22 protein-coding genes are annotated in these 22,713 nt (G+C 34.6%); 5 read left to right on the plus strand and 17 right to left on the minus strand.

Annotation, left to right across the window (positions count from 1 at the left end; genetic code table 11):
* Positions 1–156: 156 nt before the first annotated feature.
* From QM481_RS05885 to QM481_RS05965, 17 genes are all read right to left on the minus strand, one after another.
* Positions 157–291, minus strand: coding sequence for a hypothetical protein (locus QM481_RS05885; RefSeq protein ID WP_283381040.1), 135 nt, complete (start codon positions 289–291; stop codon positions 157–159).
* A gap of 205 nt (positions 292–496) precedes the next feature.
* A complete protein-coding gene (locus tag QM481_RS05890) occupies positions 497–1,033 on the minus strand; it encodes a DnaJ domain-containing protein (protein WP_283381041.1) in 537 nt (178 codons plus the stop codon).
* Complete coding sequence (locus QM481_RS05895) at positions 1,033–1,272, minus strand: hypothetical protein (RefSeq protein ID WP_283381042.1); 240 nt, start codon at positions 1,270–1,272, stop codon at positions 1,033–1,035. Before QM481_RS05895 ends, QM481_RS05890 begins: the two co-directional genes overlap by 1 nt.
* Before the next feature lie 234 nt (positions 1,273–1,506).
* Positions 1,507–2,091 carry a hypothetical protein gene (locus QM481_RS05900; protein ID WP_283381043.1) on the minus strand — a complete coding sequence of 195 codons (585 nt, stop codon included), beginning with the start codon at positions 2,089–2,091 and terminating at the stop codon, positions 1,507–1,509.
* Positions 2,078–5,659, minus strand: a complete 3,582-nt coding sequence (locus QM481_RS05905; RefSeq protein ID WP_283381044.1) for a DEAD/DEAH box helicase — start codon at positions 5,657–5,659, stop codon at positions 2,078–2,080. The genes QM481_RS05900 and QM481_RS05905 overlap by 14 nt, the downstream gene beginning before the upstream one ends.
* A gap of 239 nt (positions 5,660–5,898) precedes the next feature.
* Positions 5,899–6,534 carry a hypothetical protein gene (locus QM481_RS05910; protein WP_283381045.1) on the minus strand — a complete coding sequence of 212 codons (636 nt, stop codon included), beginning with the start codon at positions 6,532–6,534 and terminating at the stop codon, positions 5,899–5,901.
* A 528-nt stretch (positions 6,535–7,062) separates the two neighbouring features.
* A complete protein-coding gene (locus QM481_RS05915) occupies positions 7,063–8,106 on the minus strand; it encodes a DUF7638 domain-containing protein (RefSeq protein ID WP_283381046.1) in 1,044 nt (347 codons plus the stop codon).
* Between the two features lie 97 nt (positions 8,107–8,203).
* Entirely contained in the window at positions 8,204–9,049 is an 846-nt protein-coding gene (locus QM481_RS05920) for a hypothetical protein (RefSeq protein WP_283381047.1), read from the minus strand.
* Positions 9,046–9,912 (minus strand): hypothetical protein, encoded by an 867-nt coding sequence (locus QM481_RS05925; protein WP_283381048.1) that lies wholly within the window; start codon positions 9,910–9,912, stop codon positions 9,046–9,048. The genes QM481_RS05920 and QM481_RS05925 overlap by 4 nt, the downstream gene beginning before the upstream one ends.
* Positions 9,913–9,925: 13 nt before the next feature.
* Complete coding sequence (locus QM481_RS05930; protein ID WP_283381049.1) at positions 9,926–10,450, minus strand: hypothetical protein; 525 nt, start codon at positions 10,448–10,450, stop codon at positions 9,926–9,928.
* A 160-nt stretch (positions 10,451–10,610) separates the two neighbouring features.
* The gene (locus QM481_RS05935; RefSeq protein WP_283381050.1) at positions 10,611–11,252 is read right to left on the minus strand and encodes a hypothetical protein; all 642 of its coding nucleotides are present in this window, start codon (positions 11,250–11,252) and stop codon (positions 10,611–10,613) included.
* 73 nt (positions 11,253–11,325) lie between these two features.
* Positions 11,326–12,012 (minus strand): hypothetical protein, encoded by a 687-nt coding sequence (locus tag QM481_RS05940; RefSeq protein WP_283381051.1) that lies wholly within the window; start codon positions 12,010–12,012, stop codon positions 11,326–11,328.
* A gap of 218 nt (positions 12,013–12,230) precedes the next feature.
* Positions 12,231–12,845, minus strand: coding sequence for a hypothetical protein (locus tag QM481_RS05945; protein WP_283381052.1), 615 nt, complete (start codon positions 12,843–12,845; stop codon positions 12,231–12,233).
* 124 nt (positions 12,846–12,969) lie between these two features.
* Positions 12,970–13,431, minus strand: a complete 462-nt coding sequence (locus QM481_RS05950; protein WP_283381053.1) for a hypothetical protein — start codon at positions 13,429–13,431, stop codon at positions 12,970–12,972.
* 210 nt (positions 13,432–13,641) lie between these two features.
* Positions 13,642–14,364, minus strand: a complete 723-nt coding sequence (locus QM481_RS05955) for an SMI1/KNR4 family protein (RefSeq protein ID WP_283381054.1) — start codon at positions 14,362–14,364, stop codon at positions 13,642–13,644.
* Between the two features lie 270 nt (positions 14,365–14,634).
* Positions 14,635–15,384, minus strand: coding sequence for a hypothetical protein (locus QM481_RS05960; protein ID WP_283381055.1), 750 nt, complete (start codon positions 15,382–15,384; stop codon positions 14,635–14,637).
* A gap of 450 nt (positions 15,385–15,834) precedes the next feature.
* Positions 15,835–17,010 (minus strand): patatin-like phospholipase family protein, encoded by a 1,176-nt coding sequence (locus QM481_RS05965; protein ID WP_283381056.1) that lies wholly within the window; start codon positions 17,008–17,010, stop codon positions 15,835–15,837.
* A 218-nt stretch (positions 17,011–17,228) separates the two neighbouring features.
* Between QM481_RS05965 and QM481_RS05970 the strand changes: the two genes are divergently transcribed.
* The 5 genes from QM481_RS05970 to QM481_RS05990 all read left to right on the plus strand — a co-directional run bounded on the left by QM481_RS05970 (position 17,229) and on the right by QM481_RS05990 (position 22,623).
* Positions 17,229–19,163, plus strand: a complete 1,935-nt coding sequence (locus QM481_RS05970) for a glycoside hydrolase family 127 protein (RefSeq protein WP_283381057.1) — start codon at positions 17,229–17,231, stop codon at positions 19,161–19,163.
* 21 nt (positions 19,164–19,184) lie between these two features.
* Complete coding sequence (locus QM481_RS05975; RefSeq protein WP_283381058.1) at positions 19,185–20,777, plus strand: hypothetical protein; 1,593 nt, start codon at positions 19,185–19,187, stop codon at positions 20,775–20,777.
* 8 nt (positions 20,778–20,785) lie between these two features.
* On the plus strand, positions 20,786–21,844 hold the full coding sequence (locus tag QM481_RS05980) for a serine hydrolase domain-containing protein (RefSeq protein ID WP_283381059.1): 1,059 nt from the start codon (positions 20,786–20,788) through the stop codon (positions 21,842–21,844).
* 126 nt (positions 21,845–21,970) lie between these two features.
* Positions 21,971–22,234: a hypothetical protein gene (locus QM481_RS05985; protein ID WP_205691005.1), complete on the plus strand. Its 264-nt coding sequence runs from the start codon at positions 21,971–21,973 to the stop codon at positions 22,232–22,234.
* A complete protein-coding gene (locus QM481_RS05990; protein ID WP_283381060.1) occupies positions 22,216–22,623 on the plus strand; it encodes a type II toxin-antitoxin system VapC family toxin in 408 nt (135 codons plus the stop codon). The genes QM481_RS05985 and QM481_RS05990 overlap by 19 nt, the downstream gene beginning before the upstream one ends.
* The last annotated feature ends 90 nt before the right edge of the window (positions 22,624–22,713 follow it).

The following is a 22,713-nucleotide window of genomic DNA, read 5'->3' on the forward strand; positions in this document are numbered from 1 at the left end:
TGTTAATGATGAATTGTGAATTGCAAATTTCCATCCGTGGCGAGTGTCCCACTCGACAACTCGCGGTAGCACAGCGGACTACTTTTATTATTTTTATGATAATCCAAAGCAGTATATGAGAGTTTTGCTGGCTTAAGTTGGTCAGTGAGACACTTACTACGGATGTGAAATATTCATCTTCGTAAGCCAACGAAATGGCTTACTAGCAGCAAAATACGTTGGTTGTCCATCAACATTTATTTGGTATTCATCGCAAAAGGAAAGTTTCTTTTGGTGTAAGTCTATTTCCATTTTTTTTGGGGGGGTAATTGCTTTGGTAGATTGGATGGGGTGAGGATTTATGGATGGGATGGAGTTCTTTGACCTTCCTTTACAAACATACCTCCTTTAAATCGCTTTAAAAGAGGTATAGAATGATATTTTATAAGAGTATTTTTAGGAAAAAATGAGTTGTGCAACAGCTACCTATGTTGGTGACAGATATTTCTTTTTGTCATCAATTATTGCAAGATTTTGTTATCATAAATATAAAAAAAAGCAACAAACCACCAATTATCTGGTAAATAAACTGATTTTTTGCTTCTTTTGCTACAGCTCTTACACCAACAGATGTCATTCCTTTTAAGTCTTCAATTGTTTGCTTTGCTAAATCAATGGCTTGTTGCTTAGCATTGTTCATCCAATTATTTAATATTTCATCGTAAACTTTATAATGATCAGAGGAGTTATTTGTATGGGTGCCATCTCCTTTGTATTTTTCTCTAAATTTCTCTTCGTAATTATTTTTTTGTTGTTCGTCTCTTTTTTGTTGAAATTCTTTGAAACGCATATACTCACGATTGTATCTGTACCTCGCTTCACTATCTTTGAGAATTAAGTAGGCTTCATTGATTTCTTGCATTTGTATCGTAGTATCCAGACCAATATTTCGGTCCGGATGCCATTTCAAAGCCTGCTTTTTGAATGCAGACTTAACCTCCTCATGTATTGCATTCTCTTCAATTTCAAGAATTGCATAATAATCCTTAAACATCAAGAGTTATTTTTATCAAGTTGATGTTTATCTTTCCCATCAGACTGTTTTTCATTATCCTTGTCTGGATTATATTTCCAAATAGCCCTTGCTCCCGCAAAACAAGCGAATAGAACAATTAACCCAATTGGACCTCCAACACCTGCTCTGCTACTATCTCCACCTTTTAATGCCAGCGATATTGCTCCATAAATCATAAATAATCCAAAAATTAGTAGGACTTTCATTCCTGTTCTCATAAGATTAAATTTTATTTAACTGCCTACTCTAATCGGTTTTCAGCTTCGCCGTTTGTTATGGGTATAATTTTATGCTTGCCGCCAACGGAAAAACATTTGTGCAGGGCGGGACTAGATAACACTATTGCCCCAACAAGCACAAAAGTTAATAAAAAACACAAAAGTTCAATTTAGAACTTCTGCCCGACTTACCCAAATGCAATGTTGTGCGTTAGCCTTTCTTTTTCCACGCTTTTAGTGTTTCAAAAGTCTGTAAATGATAAAGATAAGTACTAAAATTATTGTCCCCGAACTTAACCAAATTGTTGTAAGTAGGCTTTTTTGTCGGTTGATAATTTCGCTTGTTCGTTTGTCAAGTTCAGATGTAAAAATATCTTTGAGTTTGATAGTTTCTTGCTCAATGAGTTGCTTTATTTCTGATTTATTTTCTGCAAGTTTTATGCGTACCGTTTCTTCAAAATCACGATAAAATTGCTTATTTTCTTTTCGTAAATTCTCTACAATTTCGGTTACACTTTTCTCAAAAGCCTTATTTTGTTGCTTTATTTCATCAAGTTTTGATGTTAAAAGGCTTTGAATGTCGGATTTGTTTTTGCTGTACTGATTTTCAATTTCGGTAATATTATTTTTAATCTCGTTTTGAAAGTCTTGGTGTTGTTTCAAAACAGACTGTAAAGTTTTATTGCTGTCCTGAATTTTAGAAACAACGGTTTCGTATTCAGTAGCAAGTTTCTTGATTTCTTGATGAACTTCACCAATAGATTTAAGTTTTGACACTTCTTTGTCAAACTCTGCTAAAGTGCTATCAAATTTTTGCAAGTTGTTCATAAAATCGTTGGTTTGTTATTTTCAATGCTTTCAACTTGTCTGTTAAAACATCTCCAAGCAAGTACATAATATTAAATTTATCTGCCAAAAATTCCAACTTTTCAGGGTAGAACTTTGTAATTGATTTTGCTAACTCGTACTTATTATCTTCTGAAAGATACAAGCCTAAATCTATCATTTTCTCAATAATTATGTCTTGTTCTTTGGCTGAAAACAAGTCTTTGAATTGTGAAATTGCATTTTCTAAACGTGGCTTTCCGTCTGTATCTTCGTAATCATTAAGGAATAAACGAATAAAACCACTAATCAAATTTAAGCCAACATTTGAACGATAACTTTCTAAAAAACGGCTTAAACTGTCTTTTAAAGTTTCGATTTCTTTTTTGTTTAGGATTTTGCCTTTTTTGTAAAACAATTCAAAACATTTTTCAAACTCTTTCGGGTTTTCTGCAATGTGCTGAATGATAAAAGTCGTTTCCGTAAATTTAAAATAAGTATCAATACGTGCCTTAAATGCTTCGCTACTATCAAATTCGGAACACCAATCAGACAAGGTTTTTATGGATTGTCTACGTGTATAAACGATATTGTCCCAAGTCCATTGCAACAAATACCATATTGATTTATCTGTTATAGTAGTTTTATTAACTGCTTGTACATTACTTTTTACATCAGTCAATGGCTCGTATTTGTGAATATACTTTGCCAAACTATCTAGTATATCTTTGTCTGTTATTTGGTTAAATTCAACTTCATAATGAGTAACAAAATCTGTTGTCCAATCTTTGACTATGCCAAATAAACTTAATCGGTAAATGCCTTTTTGTATTTCATTTTCGTTTGCATAAACAGTTTTGTTGAACACTCTTTGGCTGTATGTTCGCAAGTCATTTTTAGCATTATTCCAAAATATCTTTTTGGTTGTATTGGCTTGATAATATGTATCAATCAAAAATTTGATAATAATAAAATCTTCCTGTATATCTCTTTGTCCCTGCAAGAACAAAAATATAATGCGAAAAATATCTTTCCCTGTAAAACCAACCTCTTTGTTAATTTCTGCAATTCGTGTAATACTTGTTTCGGGTGCAAAAATTTCATCAACTATTTGTTTGTCAAAAGTTTCGTGAGAATGAAATATAAAACATTTGGCTTTCTTATCTTTGTTTTTCTTGTCGTTTTTATCCCATCTGCCTGCTCTGCCTGCTTCTTGATACAAGGCTTCTACTGAACTAGGCAAACCATAATGAAATGTATAATTAATATTTTGTTTATCAATGCCCATTCCAAAGGCTTTGGTGGCTATCATTAACGGAAAATCATTTTTCTTAAATGATTTTTGAACGTCTTTTTTGTATTTTTTAAAGTCATTTTCATTCATTACAGGCAAATCTTGCCCCATCAAAACTTGAAACCATTTTGGGTTTTTAGTGCCTTTTACTTCGTAAAGTTTTTCACTCAAACATTTATCAATTAAATGTTTTTCAAAACCTTCATCTTCAAGATGTTTTTGCACTCTTTCTTTTACCTTTTCGGCATTTCCTGCTACTATGTTATCAACTAAAATTTTTGTGCTAAAACTTGGCGTATCACCAGAATACCACATTACTTTTTTCTTGTAAATCGTATTTATTTTATTTGAAATAGTGTAGCACCCAAACTCACCATTTACATTAGGCGTAAATGCTAAACCTGCTTTATCCTGAAAATCTAAAAAATCTTCTGTACGGTTTAGTTCGTCTAATTTATCTTTTAGAACATTCCATTTTTGCCCTTCGTCATTGATTACTTCAAAATGTAACTCTTTTCGGCTGTAATCTAAAAGAGTTTTTACGTTTTCATCTTTTAATTTAAACTCAATTTTTACATCTTTTAATACATTTACAGAAGCTGTCGCTGTAAGTCCAATAAATTTAGTATCAGGACAATATTTTTCTATCGTGTTGGCTAAATTCAAGTAAGAAGTTCTAAAATCGTGTCCCCACTCCGATAGACAGTGTACTTCGTCTATGACTGCATACGCAATAGAAAAGTTAGCAATTACAGAAGATAAGTATTCTCTGAACGTCTTAATCTGAAATCGTTCAGGGGAAACCCAAATGAACAAATATTTACCTTGCGAAAAATCAAATTGGATTTTCTCTTTTTCCGCAGAAGTTAAATCACCTGAAATGAAATTGGTATTGGTTACTAATGAGTTATTTAAGTTGTCTTGTTGGTCGTACATCAAAGATTTGATGGGACAAACCACAAAGTTTATGCTTGGTTGCAACAAACAAGGTAATTGATAACAGATTGATTTACCGCCACCTGTGGGCAAAAGTCCAATCGTATCATTTCGTTGCAAAGCATTTACGATAATAGGGAACTGCCCATCTCTAAAATCGGGTTTTTCAAAGATATTTTGTAAGAAAAAACGTAAAGCTCTTTTATCCTGCTCGTTATCACTTACTATTTCATATTTGAGTGGCTCGGCTGTGCTTGCCCTAAAATAATTTTTTTCTGCACCAAAATAGTCGGTTCTGACATAAATTTTTTCGGAGTTTAGTTCGTTTTCGTCTGTATATCTTTTGAAAAGGCTAAAATCAATAAGAATAAAGCCCTTATGAAAAGTCACTTTGCTTTCTTGGCTATATGTTTTGATTTCAATTTTGGGCTTTTGAAAATCTAACTTGCGAAGTTGGCAAAGGTTTTCAAGCCACAAAAACAAGTCTTGTATGGCTAAATCAGCAAAACCTTTTATATCTCTTTCTAAAATGTTAAATTTCCAAACTGTGTCATTGTTTGAAATGTAATCGTTTATTAGAAGGTCTAAAACTAATAGTTGAAAACGAATAATTGCAGTTGGCAAAAACTTTGTACGGTATTCATAATCTGAAATAGTGTTGTCTTTTATTTTGGCATAGGCTTTTTTGTAGAAAAGAAGTTTTTTTTCGTTTTCTGCTAAATGCTTGATAATTTCATCGATTTTTGACTTGAATGAAGAATTTTTTAGTTCAGTAGTCGTAATTCTGACTGTTTTAATGCCTTTTGATGTCAAATAAGTATCTCTAATGTTGTCTTTTGCTCTTGTAACATCATTATTTTTATGGTGCTGTCCGTCAATTTCTATCACTAATTTTACTTGTGGCAAAAAGAAATCAACTTGTTGATTGATAAAATCCTTATTGTATTCACCTACTAACTCGTTAATCTCAACTTCGGGCAAAATAAGAGATTGCACAAAAGCATATTCGCCAAAGTGTTCAGGGATAAGTTTTTCAAAAAATGTTTTGGCGGGAAAATAGTTATTTGCTGTGTCGCCTTTTATCGTATTATGCCAAATCGGTGTTTCGGTGTCAATAAACAAAAACGGTTCTTTAAAGTCGCCTTGTTTATGAATTTCGCCTATTTCGTTTTGCAGATATTTTGAGAGAATTGTCGGAAAGCCACGTTGCAAAAGGTTTTTCACGATAAAGTACACCGATAAGTATTCAGACTTTATCGGGTTTTCAACCAAATTCTGTATCACAAAATTTGGGTTAGTGAAAGCATAATTTGCGGTGTATTTTTTTTGCATTGGTTGTTTTTTAAGGTAACGCAAACAAGTTTATACCTGCAATATAATTAAAACTTATTGCGTCTATACAACCAATATGGAATATAAGCGAAGGTTTGAAGTATACTAAGCATTTTCTTAACCAAAGTCAATATACGTATATTATCGAAGCTATCCGTAGCGAGTTTCCGCCTCAACAACTCGCTACAGCAAGGTTAAACGCTCAGATAACCACGACTTCCAATAATATCATTTCGCTTTCAATTTGTCTGTTTTTTGAGTTTGACTAAATCATCCACATAATTGCCATAGATAGCGATTGCATTACCATTCTTAATGTCAAAATATGGTTTAGGAAACAAAGTTTTTCGTTGGTCTTCTGATAAATGACTAGTTGGAGACGAGACTTCTTCTTTAAAAAAGATTTTCTCTGGTCTAATAGTAACCTTGTCTTTGTAATAATCATTAGTGTATCTACGCGAATACGGACTTGCCCATTTATTATCAGCCGTCAAATACAAATCAAAATATTGGTATTTTTCATGATATAGCTCGCCTTTGTGAGGAGAAACAAAAAGAAGAACTGTCTTGAACTTGGAAAATGCAGGTTCGCCATAATGGTCATAAGCAAAAAATGTAATAGTGTCTTGTCTGAAAGAACCATTGATTACTTGTAATATTTTGTATTTTGCTCTATATCTGTTGTCAACACTTATACCCACTGTTATCACAGTATCTTTGCCCATAATTACTGTATCTGACAAAGACTTTTCAGGTGTGTATTTCACTTCAATTTTTTCTCCGATAAAGACAAACAAACTGTCCTTTGAGGTTTGCCCTAATGATGAAGTCAGTGAAATAAATATTGTCACTAGTGTAATGGCTAAAGTTTTCATAGAATTGTAGTTAAAGGGTGAGTGAGTATAGTGATTTGATATTGGGAATGCCAAAGTTCATTATTGGTACAATACCTTATCGAATCATTCAAATACTCCACTATTTTGTATATGAAGTTAAAAATTATGAAATGCAATAAAGTTTGGTGTGCCCCAACTTTAGACACCGCCAATTGCAATACGAGTTATATGGATTTTATTATCAAGATATATTTTAATGCCATATCCTCAGCGTAGTTTGGTCGCTCATGAAGTGAATTTCTGTGATTTTGTAGAGTCTCTTGTAAGTGCATAGTATCAATTTTTTTTGTTAGCAATAGACGAGATTTAGCGGTGTAGCTAAAGTACAATTCAAATATATAGAAATAAAAATTGATTTCCATCCTGTTCAAAATCTTCAATTGTGACTAGGAAACCATTATACTTACCAATAGGATCGGAATCCTTAGATTGAGTGAGTACTGGCTTGGAAGCCAGCACTAGCGACAGAGTTTGTAAAATAATTAAAACTTATTTGCGGTCTTACTCTTATTCATCTATTGGTTTGGGCATATCGTCATACGGATACTCATACCCATAATCCTCCTCCCATTCTTTTTTCACAATGTCGCCATAAATTACCTGACGAACTTCGTAGTCTTTTGTATCCATTGTCCCAACGAAAATTCTTCGATGTTCTGGAACTGCTTCATACGCCGCTTTTAAATCGTCTCGTAATTTTTTGGTCGGGTTTTGTTTGTACACCTCAAATATTCTCGCACATTTGGCAATACTATTTTCGCTACCGTTTAGTTCGTTGAACTTATCAACTAGCTCGTTCAGTTTGAATTTAATATCAATTCCGCTCCCCGAAACGACTTTAAATGACCCTAAATTCACAATTAAAACCGTTTCTCCGATTTTCAGATCTGTTGTTAGCGTACCATTCTGAGCTAAGGCATCTAAGTCCTCTAGTTTGTGTATTTTCTTCTTAGGTAAATTTGTAATCTCTATGTATCCACTTTTATAAATAGATAATTCTGCTAAATATGTTTTGTTATCATCATTTCGATAAAAGAAATGAAATTTTTCTCCATTAATTCTTTTTCGAAAAAATGAGTTTGGGTCATCATAATGATAAGGTAGGGCTGTCGAGGTAGAATGCTTTGCAACATTTACATTGCCTACCTTTTTTGAATCACTGCCGTTATAATTTTGTAAATTTTCGAGTGTCGGATTAAGTTGTTTTATAAGTGAGTAAACATAATCATACAGTGTTTCCTTGGTATGTTGCCATTCTCCTTGCTCAATATTCCAGTTACCTAAATTATAAATAGAAATTGCTTCTCCGTCTGGAATTGAGGGAACAACCCAGCCTTTATTTAACTTGTCTTGGAACATAGATAGGTCAACCATTCCCCAACAATTAATAAGTCCGTCACTATACACCTGTAAGTCAGTAAAGTGATAATGAATATTGTGTATCATTCCTGGGATAGAAAACCCTTCCAGAACTTCTGTCCTTGTGATGGTTGTCAAGTCAACTGTTTGCGTTGTCTTGTTGGAATTGAATATTTTATCAAATAGTTTCATTAGTTAAATGGTTTATTTTAATATTAATCAAATTTTGACAGAGGCTCTGTACTTGATTTAACCACCTAAGACCATGTGTGGCAAATGTTTTTATTTTCTATTTCTTTTTATTGAAAAAGTTTTGCGGACTAACATTTTGTTTAATTAAGGCTGTGTCCAGCTGGGTTAAATTGATACTTCCTTTAAACGGTTCAGAGTAATATACAATAGTATCATTGAGCATTTTTAAGCGTAAGGTTGTTTCAAATTCTCCTCTGTATGCAACTATCTTTGTAAAAATATAGGAATTAGGTTTTAATGCGACGCCTCCATAACTATTTCCACAACTACTAAACTGCCAAAATTCAATAGGTCTCCAGTTGCCATTCTTATCTTTTGCTTCTTGTATAATCATTAACCTTCCGTCTTGCTCCTCCACCCTAATTGTTTTATTAGTGGGGTTAACTATATAAACGGGATAGCCTTTGACCATCGTTTGATTATCCTTCCATGTTTTTAGTTTTGCCTGATAAACTATGCTATCTATTAATTTTTGTTTTTTTGATTTTGGCTTTTCTGCTTCTAGCAACTCTTCAAAAATAAATGGTGGAAATGCCCATTGATAAAGGTTGACCGAAACTAATTTTGTATTGTCTACCAATAATTTCAATCCATCATGTTCTCTTAAAGATTTGTATAAAGTATCACTACCGTTAAAGTCATCTATAAAAACATTTTCTCTAGTTGTGGTATCATTTACATCGATATTTTCACCAAACTTCCGAACCGCTTCAACGTACGTTTGTGGCGTCGTCATCCCTGCTGGAGAATAATAGTGCTCCGCAAGTTTCAATGTTTCAGTTAATGGCGGAAATTTAAACTCATTACTACTTTTGTCATTTTTGCATGATGTCAACGCGGCAAAAATCGACAACCAAAAGGTTAGTTCTCTTAGATTTATCATCGGATGGCTTTATAGGATCTGTGAAAATATAGGTAATTCTTAGTTTTTTTAGCTCGATAATTCCCTTTCTTTTCATAGTTAAATATAACTGGCAATATATGATTCATACGAATGAATTTACCATGACTATATAAAATATCCCACTGGGGAATTGACTTGACAATTCTAATTGCTTCTTTATCGAAGTCTTTGTTATAACCACGAATCACCTCTGCACGATCTATCAATCCATAGATATTTGCCGAAAACTGCACAAATACTCTTATTTTCCCTTTATTCTTTGGTAAAATGCTCCAATTTATTTGTCTGTCAATGAACTTAAATAATTTCTTGTGGTCTACTTTGTAAATAGAAGTTCGAGATTTTGAATTATCATAAGATTTTATGCCCAAAAGTTTCCCTTCTTTAAACTGAAATTCTAATTCCTTTTCGTATATGGAACCATAACCCATGTGAACGTAATGTAACAGTTTTCCTTGTGGCGAAATAAAAGTGTCAGTTACCCAAACTGCCTTGACTTTACCGTTAATACACTTCTCGCCAAACAAAGCTTTTAAGTCTGCCTTAGTTTCACGATGCTCTTCGCAACAACTAAAAATACCTGTTAAATAAATTGCGTTGTTAATAATCTCCCATTCAGCATAATAACCTCGCCAGCAGCTAGTTGAAGTACACTCATGCTTACTTCCAAAAAAGTTGGGGCGTGAGCTACTTTTCTCATAAAGTTGTTCGAGAGGATTTGCATAAATTGGAATGGTATCTCCTTTATAAATCAGTAGGTCTGGTAATTGTGAAGTCGAAAACCCTTTGAAAAATGAAAGTGTCCATAAAAGTAAAGTGTAGAAGTGAGTGTATTTTTTCATAATGTACTTATGGCTATCGTTTCGATTCGTTCATAATTTGCCAATGTTTAATATCACTATCAAACTCCTCCTCATCATCAGCAGGAGCATATTCAAACTGGATACATGTCTTTGTAGAGTTGGTAAGTTCTTGAATCTCCTTCTGGATTTCAAGGGCTTTATCATAATTATCAATTAATTGTCCTTCATCTGTGAGACTATTTTCTTCGATAGATATACCGAAAATGATTTTATCATCAAAAGTGAATTTCAAGATAACTCCATCGATATCCTTTTTATAATTAGATTTTGTTCCAATGTAAAAAGCAAACCCAAGATTTGGATGACTTAATCCATAGTCAATTACCTCACTCAGCGTATTCACTGGTATATAGGTTTCTTTCACTCCATATTTTTCATTGGAATAGATTGCTACCTCAACACCTTTTCCTTCGAAATTCTCAATTAATTCTCGCTGACAATAAAAGTTCAAGAAAAGCTCTATCGTTTCTTTGTCCCTACTTTTGGAAATTCCGTATATGTCATAAAATGGAGGCATTATCTTCAATGTTATATTGGTAGTACAGCTAATGATTGGGGCTTTGCATTTTGGTAAAATTTGAAAAAATCCAGCTCAAACGAAAGCAAGTTAGTAGTACAAAACTGTCTGTGAGGAACGAAAGCCACCATACTGCCAAACCTTGTCTTGGTAGACATTTTTATCTATTCAGTTTCATGAAATTAAATTCCTCTCCAATTATGTATGTTCCGCCACTTAAAACTAATTTTAAATCACTATTATATTCTGCCCATTTTTGTCCGTTCCAAAATTGAGGTTTTCGCTCACCAAAATAGTAAGGTTCTTTTCCTGCTTTTTGTAACATGTCAAAATAAAAGCTTAGAATACTTTTTGGTCCTTTTGCGAAAAGTCCTGTTTCTGATTTACATAGCTGAAATAGTTGTCTTTCTTGAATAAATTTTTCAATTGGAATTAAGTTGTCGAAAACAATTGTATGTAATTCGAAAATACTTGTTAGTAACAATTCTGGATAATCTCCTTTCCTTTTAAAGTATAATTCAGTTTCTACATCTTGAAATTCTGCAAGTAAATTATGCTCTGAATAAAAAGTCATAAAGTTGCCGAAATTATCAATTTTACTTTCTATGTAGCCGTTTACTTTAAGTTGCCAATACTGCCTTTGCCGTTCTTCAAGTTCGTCTAAATAAAATGAAAAATTAAAAAGAAGTTCATTTTCTAAGTATTCAATAGAGCATATTTCTAACCCACCATCATTCTCAAATTCCGCAGATGAAAATGCTTCTTCAAGTTCAATTGGCAAAATGTTTTGTAATTCTTTCAATTTTAATTCCTGTTTTCTCTTTTAGTGAGTATCTATATTACTAGCCGTTTTTTGTCATCTGCAGCAAAAACTGTCAAAACTTCCACCAAGGTTTTTCATTCTTGATTGCTGTCGTATTGCTTTTATTTTTTACAGTTGTAAGCTTGAGTTGCTTTGTCCAAAGCTTAAAAGTTAGACCTTTGGGATTACCGTCGAAATCAACAGGATATGGCAAACTTAATTTATTCATAAAGTCTATTAGTTGCCATTCTTCCTGTCCATATTCGTCTGTAGAATATGCTTTTTCTGTTTCTTCTTCCAAGTCCCACTTAACTAAATATTTGTCAATGTCGCTTGGTGTTACATTCTTTAAATATTGAGCAAGAATATTAGCATTCCCTTTCCAGCTTTCCATTTCTTCATCCGAAATGGTTTCATCCCAATAATCTGGAATAGGATTGAATTGGTCAATTATTTGTCCATTATTATACAAAACATACATCCAAAAATCTCCATCGTGAATATGAAATGAGAATACTGTCGCATTTAATTCTTTTGAGAAATAAGCCGAACTGTCATCCCATTCTGAATAGCCATTTGGATAGAAAACACTCACATTCCCATTTTCCTCGTCGATGATGCAACAGTTGTCAGTAGATGAGTCAATGTTACTTTCTTCTTGAAGTCCACCATTAACAGAAATGGCATAATTTGTCAAGCTGGTAATTACTTCGTTTTTTGTCTTACCAATGATTGATGAAAGTGCTAAAAAATTTCCCATTTATATGGTCTTTTAAAATTGATATAACATTTTGTTACTAGCTACAGTGGAGATTTAAAACAACTTGCTGCTATCCTCTCGCCACAAACTAATAGTGGTATTTCTCAGTATCCCATTGCTACCTCAAAATAATTAATTTTGTTACCGTTTGTCCATCATCTTTGCGCCGTCCTGTAAGTCTAAAGTTGAGGTTCATGCAGTCTACTCTTAGTTGCTATTTATCTATTTGGAGGAACAAATTTGATTTGGTTAGGTGGATTTTTATAGCGTGTCCAAATTTTGTAAAGTAGGAATAAAGAGACTCCCGTTCCAATTAAAATTACGCCTTTATCTCCAAGAAGCTCTATAATATTGTTAAACTGACGCGTCTTACGACTATGTGCCTCTTCGACTGTTCCATTTGCTATACCAATGGCTTCATAATAAGAAAACACAGTTACTCCAACGGTTGCGAAAAGTCCAATTAAGTAATTTTGAATAGCCTTAAATGGAGTTAATGCTTCATCGACCTTTTGATAAAAGTGTTCTCGAATAAAATAATTGAATAGAACTTCATCCTCATTTTTGTATTTAAAGCTAAACACACAATCCACTGAAATTCCGCCGATAGCTTTATATGTTATATACACATCGTCATCATTTTCCTCCTTTTTAATTGATTTTATGGAGTCATACTTCACCTCGACCTTTGTCGCAAGAGATAGTTTTTTATTCCAAGCATCTTGAAATGCGGTAAAAGTATTGAAGTTTTGGCTAGAAAACTTCAGAGAATTTTCATCAATAATAAATGAAGAAATTTTATTTCCAGAAATTGCAAATACTTTGTCTATCATAATTATAGGTTATTTTAAATTGGTGTTATTTCAGTGCTAATATTTATAGAATGACAGCGAGATAAAATACTAATATCCTCTAGCTTGAGATCATAATCAGGAAATGGCATTTTTTCGTAATTAATTAATCGTATGTCCATTCTATCAATGTCAAGGAGTTTGCTTTCCTATCTATTGAAATAATCAAAAAGTAATAGATATAAACCCAACTTTCGGGTTCAAGGACTCTTTCATCGTTTTTGTCAAACCAGTCCTTTGATAAAATATAAAAATAGTTATCTCCAAAATCATTTTGGATTTCAAAATACCTATCGAGCAGTTTCGCAAATGCGTTTCTATCATCACCCCAATCTGGTTCGTTGATAAAGTCACAAAGAAATTTTAATACGCCTTGTTTGTCCGTTTTCTTGAAGTCATTGATTTTAATTTTGTCAATGGCAAAAGCTTGTCTCAAATAACCTTTTTCTGGTTCAGCTTTTACACAGTCACGCAAACAATCAAAGGAAAATTGCTTTGAACGAATAAAGATGTCAACAATTTGGTCGTTGCTAGATCGTTCTTCAACCTCAATAGCAAACTCTGTCAAGTTAAAACCTTGATAGCCTTCGTTAATTTCGATATGTCTTTTGGTTTCGATGGTTGGGTTGTCATTAAAAGGTTTATAACAGACAGGCTTTGAGGGTATAGGGAGAACACAGCCTCACATTTCTAAAGATAATATTAACCCCTGTCGTTCAATTTTTTGCGAAACAGTCATAGCCACAGGTCAGTGTCAGCGACTATATTTCCCTTAGTTCTACCAGATTTTCCACCAAGGTTTTTTTACGCCAATAGTTGTATTTTCTTTAGTGTCAAATTTTAAAGTCATCTCTGCAATTGACTTATCCAACCACAATTCATACCAATCTAAAAATTTGATTTTGTTTTTTTCACCAAGTTGAATTGTTGGATATATTCCACCATCGTTTCCTCTGTCATCCGTCCAAACATTCCCATATTCTCTTCCATTGACGACTAAGTTTAAACTTATTCCGCAACCATAATTACAAATCGCAATAACGCCATTAATTTGTTCTCTATCAAAATACAAATTTGTAAACTCTTCATATTGTCTATCATTTTCCTCCTGATTTTCATCTTCACTAACAGTAGGTTCAAATTCCATATTCCAAGCGTCAGTGTGTGGGAATGGTTTACTTGGATTTAACACACTGCCCTTATGTTTGTAGTCCAAGTCGTCCAAAACAGCATTTTCAAGAGGTTCAAGTCCATAAAATGGACCTGCTCCTCCATTTCCGAGTGTAGTCAAAAATGCAACATAATCACTCGGTAAAGTAATCTTATGCTTCGCTTCAAACTGTTTTATCACGTCTATCTGAACGGTTGGATTTAGGATATACCTATGTTTTTCAGAACCAAAAAGCTCCAAATTCGTATCCAATTGTCGTAGTTTTTCAAGCTTAGCTTTTATGTTGTCCAACTGATTGTTCATTATCTGGAAATCGTTTTTATATGGCATAAAGGGAGGGCTTAGAAACTGTTACATTTCTATGCTTAAATGTCCAATACAATATGAATCTCACTTGACGCACAAGGTCCCACCTTCTCACCTTTATAGGTTGTTATTCTGTATTTTGTTATAGCTCATCTCGAATGTGAATCAATACACTTTTAAGTTTATAGCTACATTCTTGAAAAAAACATTTTAATACTTTTCTTTCCGAAATATTTAAAGTAGATGTAATAAGTGCCAGCTCGACAAGTCATGGATCACAGCTTTTATTTCGTTCTATTGATTATACTCTTCGCTTTGTTGTTCAAATTCTCTCAGCAAGTTTTCTCGTTTCAACCAGTATAATAATCCACCGATTGGTATCCCAATTGATAAAAGCCAAGGGGAGTAAAGTGCCGGTTTGACAAATCCTGCACCCAAAAGTGCAAAATTGAATAGTCTAAAATCAATAGCATCCGTGTTCCAGTTTAATATAAAAGTTGGAGTACTTACAAATAGAATGATGAACGCCCAAATAATTTTCCTTTTTCTAATTATTTTACTTCGTAGCATTAAAACCAGTGTTACCAAAATGAAAATTGGAACAGCTATTAAAAAGAAGAGAAAAACATAATTTAAAACGGGTTTATTAGCAAGCGAGAATTTGGTCTGTTCAGCAAGAGGTATTTCAAGAACTTGTCCATCGAAGGTTAAAATGGAGAATTTACCTCCTGTTTCTTTAATTGTCATAATGAATAGAATATTATTTCCGTTCTGAAATTCATATTCATAGCCTAGTCGGTAATTAGTAAATTTATCATGAGAGGAAGAGTAAAATGACGTTACATTTTCTTCAACTATTGAATATTTTTTCACTTTTGCACCATTAATATTTTGACTTACATTTGTTATAAATATTCTTGCTTGGTCATTTAGTTTTTCAGGTTCAATATCAGAGAAAGCACTTTCCAATTGTCCAGAAATTAATTTGTCTATAAAGCCTCTTGAAAACTTGTCGGCTGATTTTACGCTGTCAAGCAGCGACAATTCAGAAGGGAAATTACAACTTAGAAGTCCAGTAATTAGAAAAAAATAAGTAGTTTGTTCTTCATGTTAAAATAACGGTTTTGTTGTCTCTTGTTAGGCTTAAAATGATAACCAAGGGATATGACTTGGTGATAACATTTTTTTGAACGAAAATTCCATAAAAATTGGGCTTAATGCAATATATTGAAAGAAGCTCTTCTTTCAATATATTGTCAGACAGGTGTTTAGTTAGATTTTTATAGTTCAACATATCCTCCTCTTCCAAATACAGTTTCCAATTCAGTCTATTCGCAATGTGCTTAAATGTGCCGATATATATTTGTTGATCTATTACCATTTTGAGCTTACAATAGCAATCAAAGTCAATATACGTAATTTATCAACCATATCCATTTGGTAAGACGTTTGAAGAAATGTATATGTATAATGAAGAATGTCGTTTAAATTTTCTTAAGCTGTTGGTAAATGATCTATCCAACTTGCCTTTTGAAGATGCTTTTTAAGTTTTTCTCGATAATTACTATCCATACCCGTCACCAACTTATTCTCACCTCTAAGGTCTGACTTAAAACCATTTTTATCATGTACAAAATCTGCTACGGCTTCGCCCAATATCTTCATTAATGGCAACATCTTCACATCTGCCATATTAATTTTTGCTAGCTCTCGGTCACTCAATTGATGTATAGAGTTAGCATCGATATTGTCTAGTTTTTTGAGTGATTTATTAGGTAGTTTCTCAATTGACTTTCGATCCAAAGAAAGTTGAAATCTTCGGAAATCTAGTCCTTTCATAAGTGTACTTCTCAGAAAATTCACCTGCATTTCACTCGCATCTTTGCTTGATTCATCCATTACATAATCCAGCCAAAATAATACATCTGGTCCTTTGGGCTCAGCGATTTCTTCGAGGGGAACAAACCTAAACAAGCTTGCAGTGCCAAAACTAAAAACGGTCGTATTGTCCGAACTATATTTCTCTTTTCCATTATAATGAAATGCCTCCATCAGCGCCGCCATTACTGGATTATTGTACACGGTTGTACCTCCATCGATAAAGCGCTCAAAAGGTTGAAAATACGTGGGTGCCGACATGGTGGCTTCCACCACAGCGCGCATCAGAGCATCCTGATAAGTATCTACCGCTTTAGAGTTTTCATTTTTGTTAAAAAAAGTAAAAAACGTTTCTTCGCCCGCAACCATATCTTTAGCAGTAAAAAATAAATCTATCCCTGACGATTCGCCTAGGTTTTTTAAGGATTTATTACCAAAAATATCTTTACAAATAGCTCTATAATTGATTTTATCGAATTGAGGCGGATTTGTGTAACGATTACCCAACAATCGTTCTTTAAAAATATTAGCAGCTAAATCTTCATACAGTGTTTCTATCTCTGTCGCCGTTTTTTTGTTTGCAATCAAGCTCGCAATAATCGCTCCTGTAGAGGTGCCTGCCACCATATCTACCCATTCGTAGATAGGAGCACCTACGATTTCTTCGATTTTTTTTAAGAGCTGAATGGTAAAAATGCCTCGTATTCCACCTCCATCAAAACTAAGAATTATCTTATTTTCTGGAGCAATATTGAGGGCTTGGCGTGCTTTAATTTTTGATTCAGTTGACATAAATTTTGTGTGTTATTGTTCGACCTGAAAGTGGGAATATTCTCGCAAACAAGCAAATTAGGTTTATTATATTTATTATCTGGCAAAAAATAGTATTTATCTCATTTTTTCAAACACAAATCTTTAGATCATAAAACACATTTGAAAGATAATTCTTAAGAAAAAAGAGTATCAAATAGGTCGTCAACTCATCTTTTCTGAAAATAAACCTTGTAACTATGTTCAGAAAAGGATTTTTTATTCTTGGAATAGCTTCGCTTTTTTCATACTCCATTGAGGCTCAGTCTCACTACCCCGGTCAGCACCATAGCAAGTTTGTCCTGCACGACCAGTTATCCTCTCCTATTCAGGCTTTTGATTTACATCAAATTCGTTTGTTAGATGGGCGTTTTAAAGAAAATATGCTCCGTGAACAAGCATGGATTAAGCAACTGGATACCAAACGACTACTTCATAGTTTCAGAAACAATGCAGGTGTTTACACTGCCAATGAAGGTGGATATTTTGCCATGAAGAAATATGGTGGATGGGAATCGCTCGATTGTGATTTGAGAGGTCATACCACTGGGCATTTGTTATCTGGATTGGCATTGATGTATGCTCAAACGGGTGATGATTATTACAAACTTAAAGCCGATTCTTTAGTCAAAGGGCTCGCTGAAGTGCAAACCGCCTTGAATCAAGAGGGCTATTTGAGTGCTTTTCCTCAAGAATTAATCAATCGAAATTTGGCTGGTAAAAGCGTGTGGGCGCCTTGGTACACTTTACACAAAATCTATGCAGGACTAATAGACCAATATTTGTATTGTGACAGCAAACAAGCGCTATCAATAGCAGAAAAGATGGGCTTATGGGCGTACAAAAAACTCCAACCTGTTTCGCCTGAACAACGACGTATCATGCTTCGTAACGAGTTCGGGGGGATTAATGAGTCTTTCTATAATTTGTATGCTATTACGGGGAAAAAAGAATTTCAATGGCTGGCTGAGTTCTTTTATCACAACGAAACCATTGACCCATTAAAAGAGGGAAAAGATGTGCTTGACCCCAAACATGCCAACACTTTTATTCCCAAACTATTAGGACTGACTCGCAATTATGAAATTGTAGGAAAAGGCGATGCCGATACCATAGCAGCATTTTTCTGGAATACCGTAATCAATCATCATTCTTTTGCCACAGGAAGTAATAGCGACAAAGAACATTTTTTTAAGTCCGACGAACTTTCCAAACACCTTTCAGGCTACACTGGCGAAACCTGCAATGTCTACAATATGCTCAAGTTGACACGCCATTTATACACGCATACGGGTGATGTCAAATATGCGGATTATTACGAAAAAGCGCTATTCAATCATATACTCGGTCAACAAGACCCCGCTACGGGCATGGTGGCCTACTTTCTTCCAATGTTGGCAGGGGCGCATAAAGTGTATAGCACTCCCGAAAATTCGTTTTGGTGCTGTGTGGGAAGTGGCTTCGAAAACCATGCGAAGTATGGTGAAGGTATTTATTATCATGATGCCAATTCGGTACTTGTCAACTTATTTATTTCTTCCGAATTAAATTGGAAAGAACAAAACTTTAGCCTAAAACAAGAAACCATTTTCCCTCAAAATGGACAAACTAAATTCACGATTACAGCAGCACCCACACAGCCTTTGGGAATCAAAATTCGTTATCCGTCTTGGGCTAAAAGTGTGGTAGTGAAATTAAATGGAAAGGTACAAAAACTCAAAAATCTTGCAGGAGGATACATTTCTTTATCACAAAAATGGAAAGTCAACGACATCATCGAAGTGGAGTTTCCGATGGAGCTTAGTCTAAAATCCACCAACGATAACGCCAACAAAGTTGCCATCATGTATGGTCCAATCGTACTAGCAGGTAAAATGGGTACTGCCCAAATGAACAGCCCTGCCCCCTATTCTGATCCGAGTGTGTACAACGACTATTACAAATATCAATACCATATTCCTGCGGATATTATTACCAGTTTACACTTAAATCCACAAAACATAACATCGACGATAGAGAAGGTTCCCAACGAGGCTTTGACCTTCAAAACAAAGGCTGAAGGCATTATTTTACAACCACTATACAATATTCATCGAGAACGATATGTGGTGTACTGGGATATGATTCATGAATAACTATTAGATTATCATTCTTTTATGAAAAAAATACTCATCATTTTTTTTCTACTATTTATCGGTTTTTCTACCCATACACACGCACAAGTTTGGCAATGGTCAGCTCCCGTAGAAGGACTCATTAGCGAGGAAACCAACGCCAATCCTCAAGCATTTCTGTGGATTCCTGAGAATTGTAAGGAAGTGAAAGGCGTAGTGGTCGGCATGCACAACATGATAGAAGAAGGCATGTTAGAAAACGAAAATTTCAGGAAAAAGCTTACCAAGTTAGGTCTTGCCGAAGTTTGGGTTACACCAGTTTTAGAATTTCCTTTCGATTTTCATAAAGATGCTCCAAAGCATTTTCAAACCATGATGGATGCTCTTGCCAAAGTTTCGGGATATACCGAATTATCGAATGCTCCGATTATTCCCTTGGGGCACTCAGCTATGGCGACTTACCCTTGGAATTTTGGTGCGTGGAATCCTGCCAGAACTATAGCCATAGTTTCTGTTCATGGCGATACCCCCCAAACCAATCTAACTGGCTATGGCAGAGCTAATCCAGATTGGGAAAATAGAACGATTGAGGGCGTGCCAAGTCTGTTTATTATGGGCGAATACGAATGGTGGGAAAAACGAATCGAACCAGGTTTTCAATATGTATCCAAACATCCCAAAACGCCTATTACTTTCTTTGCAGACGCTGGACATGGGCATTTTGATTATAATGAATCCATGGTCAACTATGTGGGATTATTTATTGAAAAAGCTGTTAAATATCGACTTCCGAAAAAAAACGGTGAAGCACTACGTTCTGTATATCCCCAAAATGGTTGGTTGATTGACCGTTGGAGAAAAGACTCCTTGCCTATTGCTCCAGCACGTCCATATTCGCAATTTACAGGAAATAGATACACAGCATCTTGGTGTTTTGACAAAGAACATGCCCAAGCCACTGAAGCATTTTATGCAAAAGCTCGAAGTAAAAAAATGCAATATTTGGGCTTAATTCAGCAAGAAAAAATACTTATTCCATCCAAAAATCATGCTCAATATCAACCAACTTTCAAGCCTTTGTTTGATGGTATTAGTTTTCGTTTTAAAGCTTTTTTTAGTGATACTACCAAAACTACAGTTGTCATCAATCACGCCAAAACACCGATTATGATAGACCGTATTTGTGGTCCTGCCAAAAAACTAGATGATACTACCTTCCAAATCAGTTTTTACCGCATGGGATTTAACAACAAAAAACGGAGCAATGTGATTTGGCTATTGGCACATAACGAAGGTGATGAGAATTATAAATCAGCCGTACAGCAATTTGAGCTAAAATTTCCCTTACAAAATACACAAGGTATAGCACAAAAGATTTCTTTTGAAGCTATGTCTAACGTTAAAAAGAAGGTGCGCTTTGTATCTCTAACAGCAACTTCAAATGCGGGACTTCCTGTATTTTTTTATGTAAAAGAAGGTCCTGCATTCATCAAAAATCAGCAGTTAATTTTCACCAAAATTCCCCCAAAATCAAAAATGCCTATCAAAGTAACCGTTGTGGCTTGGCAATATGGCATTGCTGGAAAAGTACAATCTGCCGAGCCTATTGAACAAAATTTTTGGATCGAAAAATAAGACACTCTATGAAACAAATCCTTATTATTCTTTACTTGTGCGGGTGTTTTGGGTCAGCTGTTGCTCAGAAAACACCCAAGCGCTTTGTACCTATTCAACAAAAAATTCAAACTTGGGTAGACAGTGGTCATTATGATGGTGCTTCAATCGTTGTTTTTCAAAAAAATAAAAAGATTTACCAAGCCTATTTTGGAAATTATGACAAAAATAGAGTTGTATTCATTGCCTCTGCTGGCAAATGGTTGGCAGCCGCAACGATTGCGGTTTTGGTCGACGAAGGGAAATTACATTGGGAAGATAAGGTAAACCACTGGCTTCCCGAATTTAAGGATACCAAAGGTGAGGCGACTTTAGCGCAACTTCTATCACATACTGCTGGCTATCCTGATTATCAACCTCAAGGCAACCCTGTCGATATATCGCAGGACTTAAAGAGCTCTGTTGAAAACATTCTTCCATTACCTGCCGATACTTTATCAGGAACAAAATTCAAGTATGGAGGATTAGCAATGCAGGTTGCAGGGAGAATGGCAGAAATAGCAACAGGTAAAAGTTGGGAAAAATTATTTCAAGAAAAAATCGCTCATCCTCTCGAAATGACTCAGACCCATTTTACCCCAGTCGATTCAGCGGGAGGACATGCGCCCATGTTGGGCGGTGGCGCTCGCTCGACACTTCAGGACTATACCAATTTTCTATCCATGATTTTCAACAAAGGGGTATTTAAAGGGAAAAGGATTTTATCTGAAAAAACCATTGACTTTATGCAATCTGACCAAATAAAAAATGCAAAAGTTCAAGTTGGAGAATTTGTCGAGCGGGCAAGAGGTCGAAAAGAAACAGATATTTATGGCTTAGGTGAATGGCGAGAAGAAGTGAATACTCAAGGAGAAGCCACTCTCCTAAGCAGTCCTTCATGGGCAGGCGCGTATCCATGGATTGATAAAACCAATGGGGTTTATGGCTTTTTCCTAACCCATGTTACAGGCTTCAAAAAAGGGTTTTTACCATTTTTTACTAGTCATGAGCTTGCCTTAGATGCTAGAAAAGCGCTTTCTCAAAAATAATGCTGCCCTCTTTTGAGTTTTCTAGTAAAGTATCAAGTTGATTTGTTACTGACGCAAGTTTGTGATGGATAACATTAACAATGGTGAAAAAATGTTATATTTGGGTAACCTTAAAACGAAACAATTATGCTTACAGCCGTAGAAGGAGTTTACGATAATGGGCAAATCATATTGACTGAAACGCCCAAATTTACCCATAAAGTAAAGGTCTTTGTCATGTTTACTGAGGAGGTAGTCAATGACCAAACTACTGTGGAAAGTAACCTAGTTCCTGCTCGTACATTAAAAGGAAGTTTACGAGGGACTTGGAAAAATATTGATGATAAAGACAAAGAAGAAATTCACAAGCATTTTGACAATATCAGAAACGAATGGGAAAGAGATATTTAATTGATACAAATGTTGTATCTAAATATTTTGAGGAAACTCTTTCAGAACACGGACTTACGTTACTTGATCGTGTGCTTGATAATGGACAGGCATACATTTCTGTAATTACTAGAATAGAACTTTTGAGTTTCGCACCAAAAAATCAAAACCTTTTGGCATCAATTAATACTTTTATTGATGCTTGCCAAGAATTTTGGATATCGGAAGAAATTGTGCAACAGACTATTGAGATTAGGAAAATGTATAAGGCAAAACTACCAGATGCAACTATCGCCTCAACAGCTATGTGTTATGACCTGATTTTACTCTCTGATAATGATTCTGACTTCGGTAAAATTCCAACCTTAAGATATATTAATCCTCGTAAATATCAGTTAGCAACTAGCTAAATATCTAAAGCAGTATCACGTTGATTTGTTGCTGACGCAGGTTTGTTGGAAAGGACGAAATGTATTCATCAAGATAGAACATTTAGAAAT

Origin of the sequence: Flectobacillus rivi (assembly GCF_030056655.1) — a bacterium.
GTDB lineage: Bacteria > Bacteroidota > Bacteroidia > Cytophagales > Spirosomataceae > Flectobacillus > Flectobacillus rivi.

What these genes read in the sequence shown, in the direction of transcription:
- QM481_RS05890 (WP_283381041.1), bottom strand. Translation starts at nt 1,033, where the DNA reads ATGTTTAAGGATTATTATGCAATTCTTGAAATTGAAGAGAATGCAATA.
- QM481_RS05930 (WP_283381049.1), bottom strand. Translation starts at nt 10,450, where the DNA reads ATGCCTCCATTTTATGACATATACGGAATTTCCAAAAGTAGGGACAAA.
- QM481_RS05990 (WP_283381060.1), top strand. Translation starts at nt 22,216, where the DNA reads ATGGGAAAGAGATATTTAATTGATACAAATGTTGTATCTAAATATTTT.
- QM481_RS05970 (WP_283381057.1), top strand. Translation starts at nt 17,229, where the DNA reads ATGTTCAGAAAAGGATTTTTTATTCTTGGAATAGCTTCGCTTTTTTCA.
- QM481_RS05920 (WP_283381047.1), bottom strand. Translation starts at nt 9,049, where the DNA reads ATGATAAATCTAAGAGAACTAACCTTTTGGTTGTCGATTTTTGCCGCG.
- QM481_RS05975 (WP_283381058.1), top strand. Translation starts at nt 19,185, where the DNA reads ATGAAAAAAATACTCATCATTTTTTTTCTACTATTTATCGGTTTTTCT.
- QM481_RS05980 (WP_283381059.1), top strand. Translation starts at nt 20,786, where the DNA reads ATGAAACAAATCCTTATTATTCTTTACTTGTGCGGGTGTTTTGGGTCA.
- QM481_RS05925 (WP_283381048.1), bottom strand. Translation starts at nt 9,912, where the DNA reads ATGAAAAAATACACTCACTTCTACACTTTACTTTTATGGACACTTTCA.
- QM481_RS05940 (WP_283381051.1), bottom strand. Translation starts at nt 12,012, where the DNA reads ATGGGAAATTTTTTAGCACTTTCATCAATCATTGGTAAGACAAAAAAC.
- QM481_RS05985 (WP_205691005.1), top strand. Translation starts at nt 21,971, where the DNA reads ATGCTTACAGCCGTAGAAGGAGTTTACGATAATGGGCAAATCATATTG.
- QM481_RS05915 (WP_283381046.1), bottom strand. Translation starts at nt 8,106, where the DNA reads ATGAAACTATTTGATAAAATATTCAATTCCAACAAGACAACGCAAACA.
- QM481_RS05905 (WP_283381044.1), bottom strand. Translation starts at nt 5,659, where the DNA reads ATGCAAAAAAAATACACCGCAAATTATGCTTTCACTAACCCAAATTTT.
- QM481_RS05910 (WP_283381045.1), bottom strand. Translation starts at nt 6,534, where the DNA reads ATGAAAACTTTAGCCATTACACTAGTGACAATATTTATTTCACTGACT.
- QM481_RS05945 (WP_283381052.1), bottom strand. Translation starts at nt 12,845, where the DNA reads ATGATAGACAAAGTATTTGCAATTTCTGGAAATAAAATTTCTTCATTT.
- QM481_RS05965 (WP_283381056.1), bottom strand. Translation starts at nt 17,010, where the DNA reads ATGTCAACTGAATCAAAAATTAAAGCACGCCAAGCCCTCAATATTGCT.
- QM481_RS05885 (WP_283381040.1), bottom strand. Translation starts at nt 291, where the DNA reads ATGGAAATAGACTTACACCAAAAGAAACTTTCCTTTTGCGATGAATAC.
- QM481_RS05895 (WP_283381042.1), bottom strand. Translation starts at nt 1,272, where the DNA reads ATGAGAACAGGAATGAAAGTCCTACTAATTTTTGGATTATTTATGATT.
- QM481_RS05955 (WP_283381054.1), bottom strand. Translation starts at nt 14,364, where the DNA reads ATGCCATATAAAAACGATTTCCAGATAATGAACAATCAGTTGGACAAC.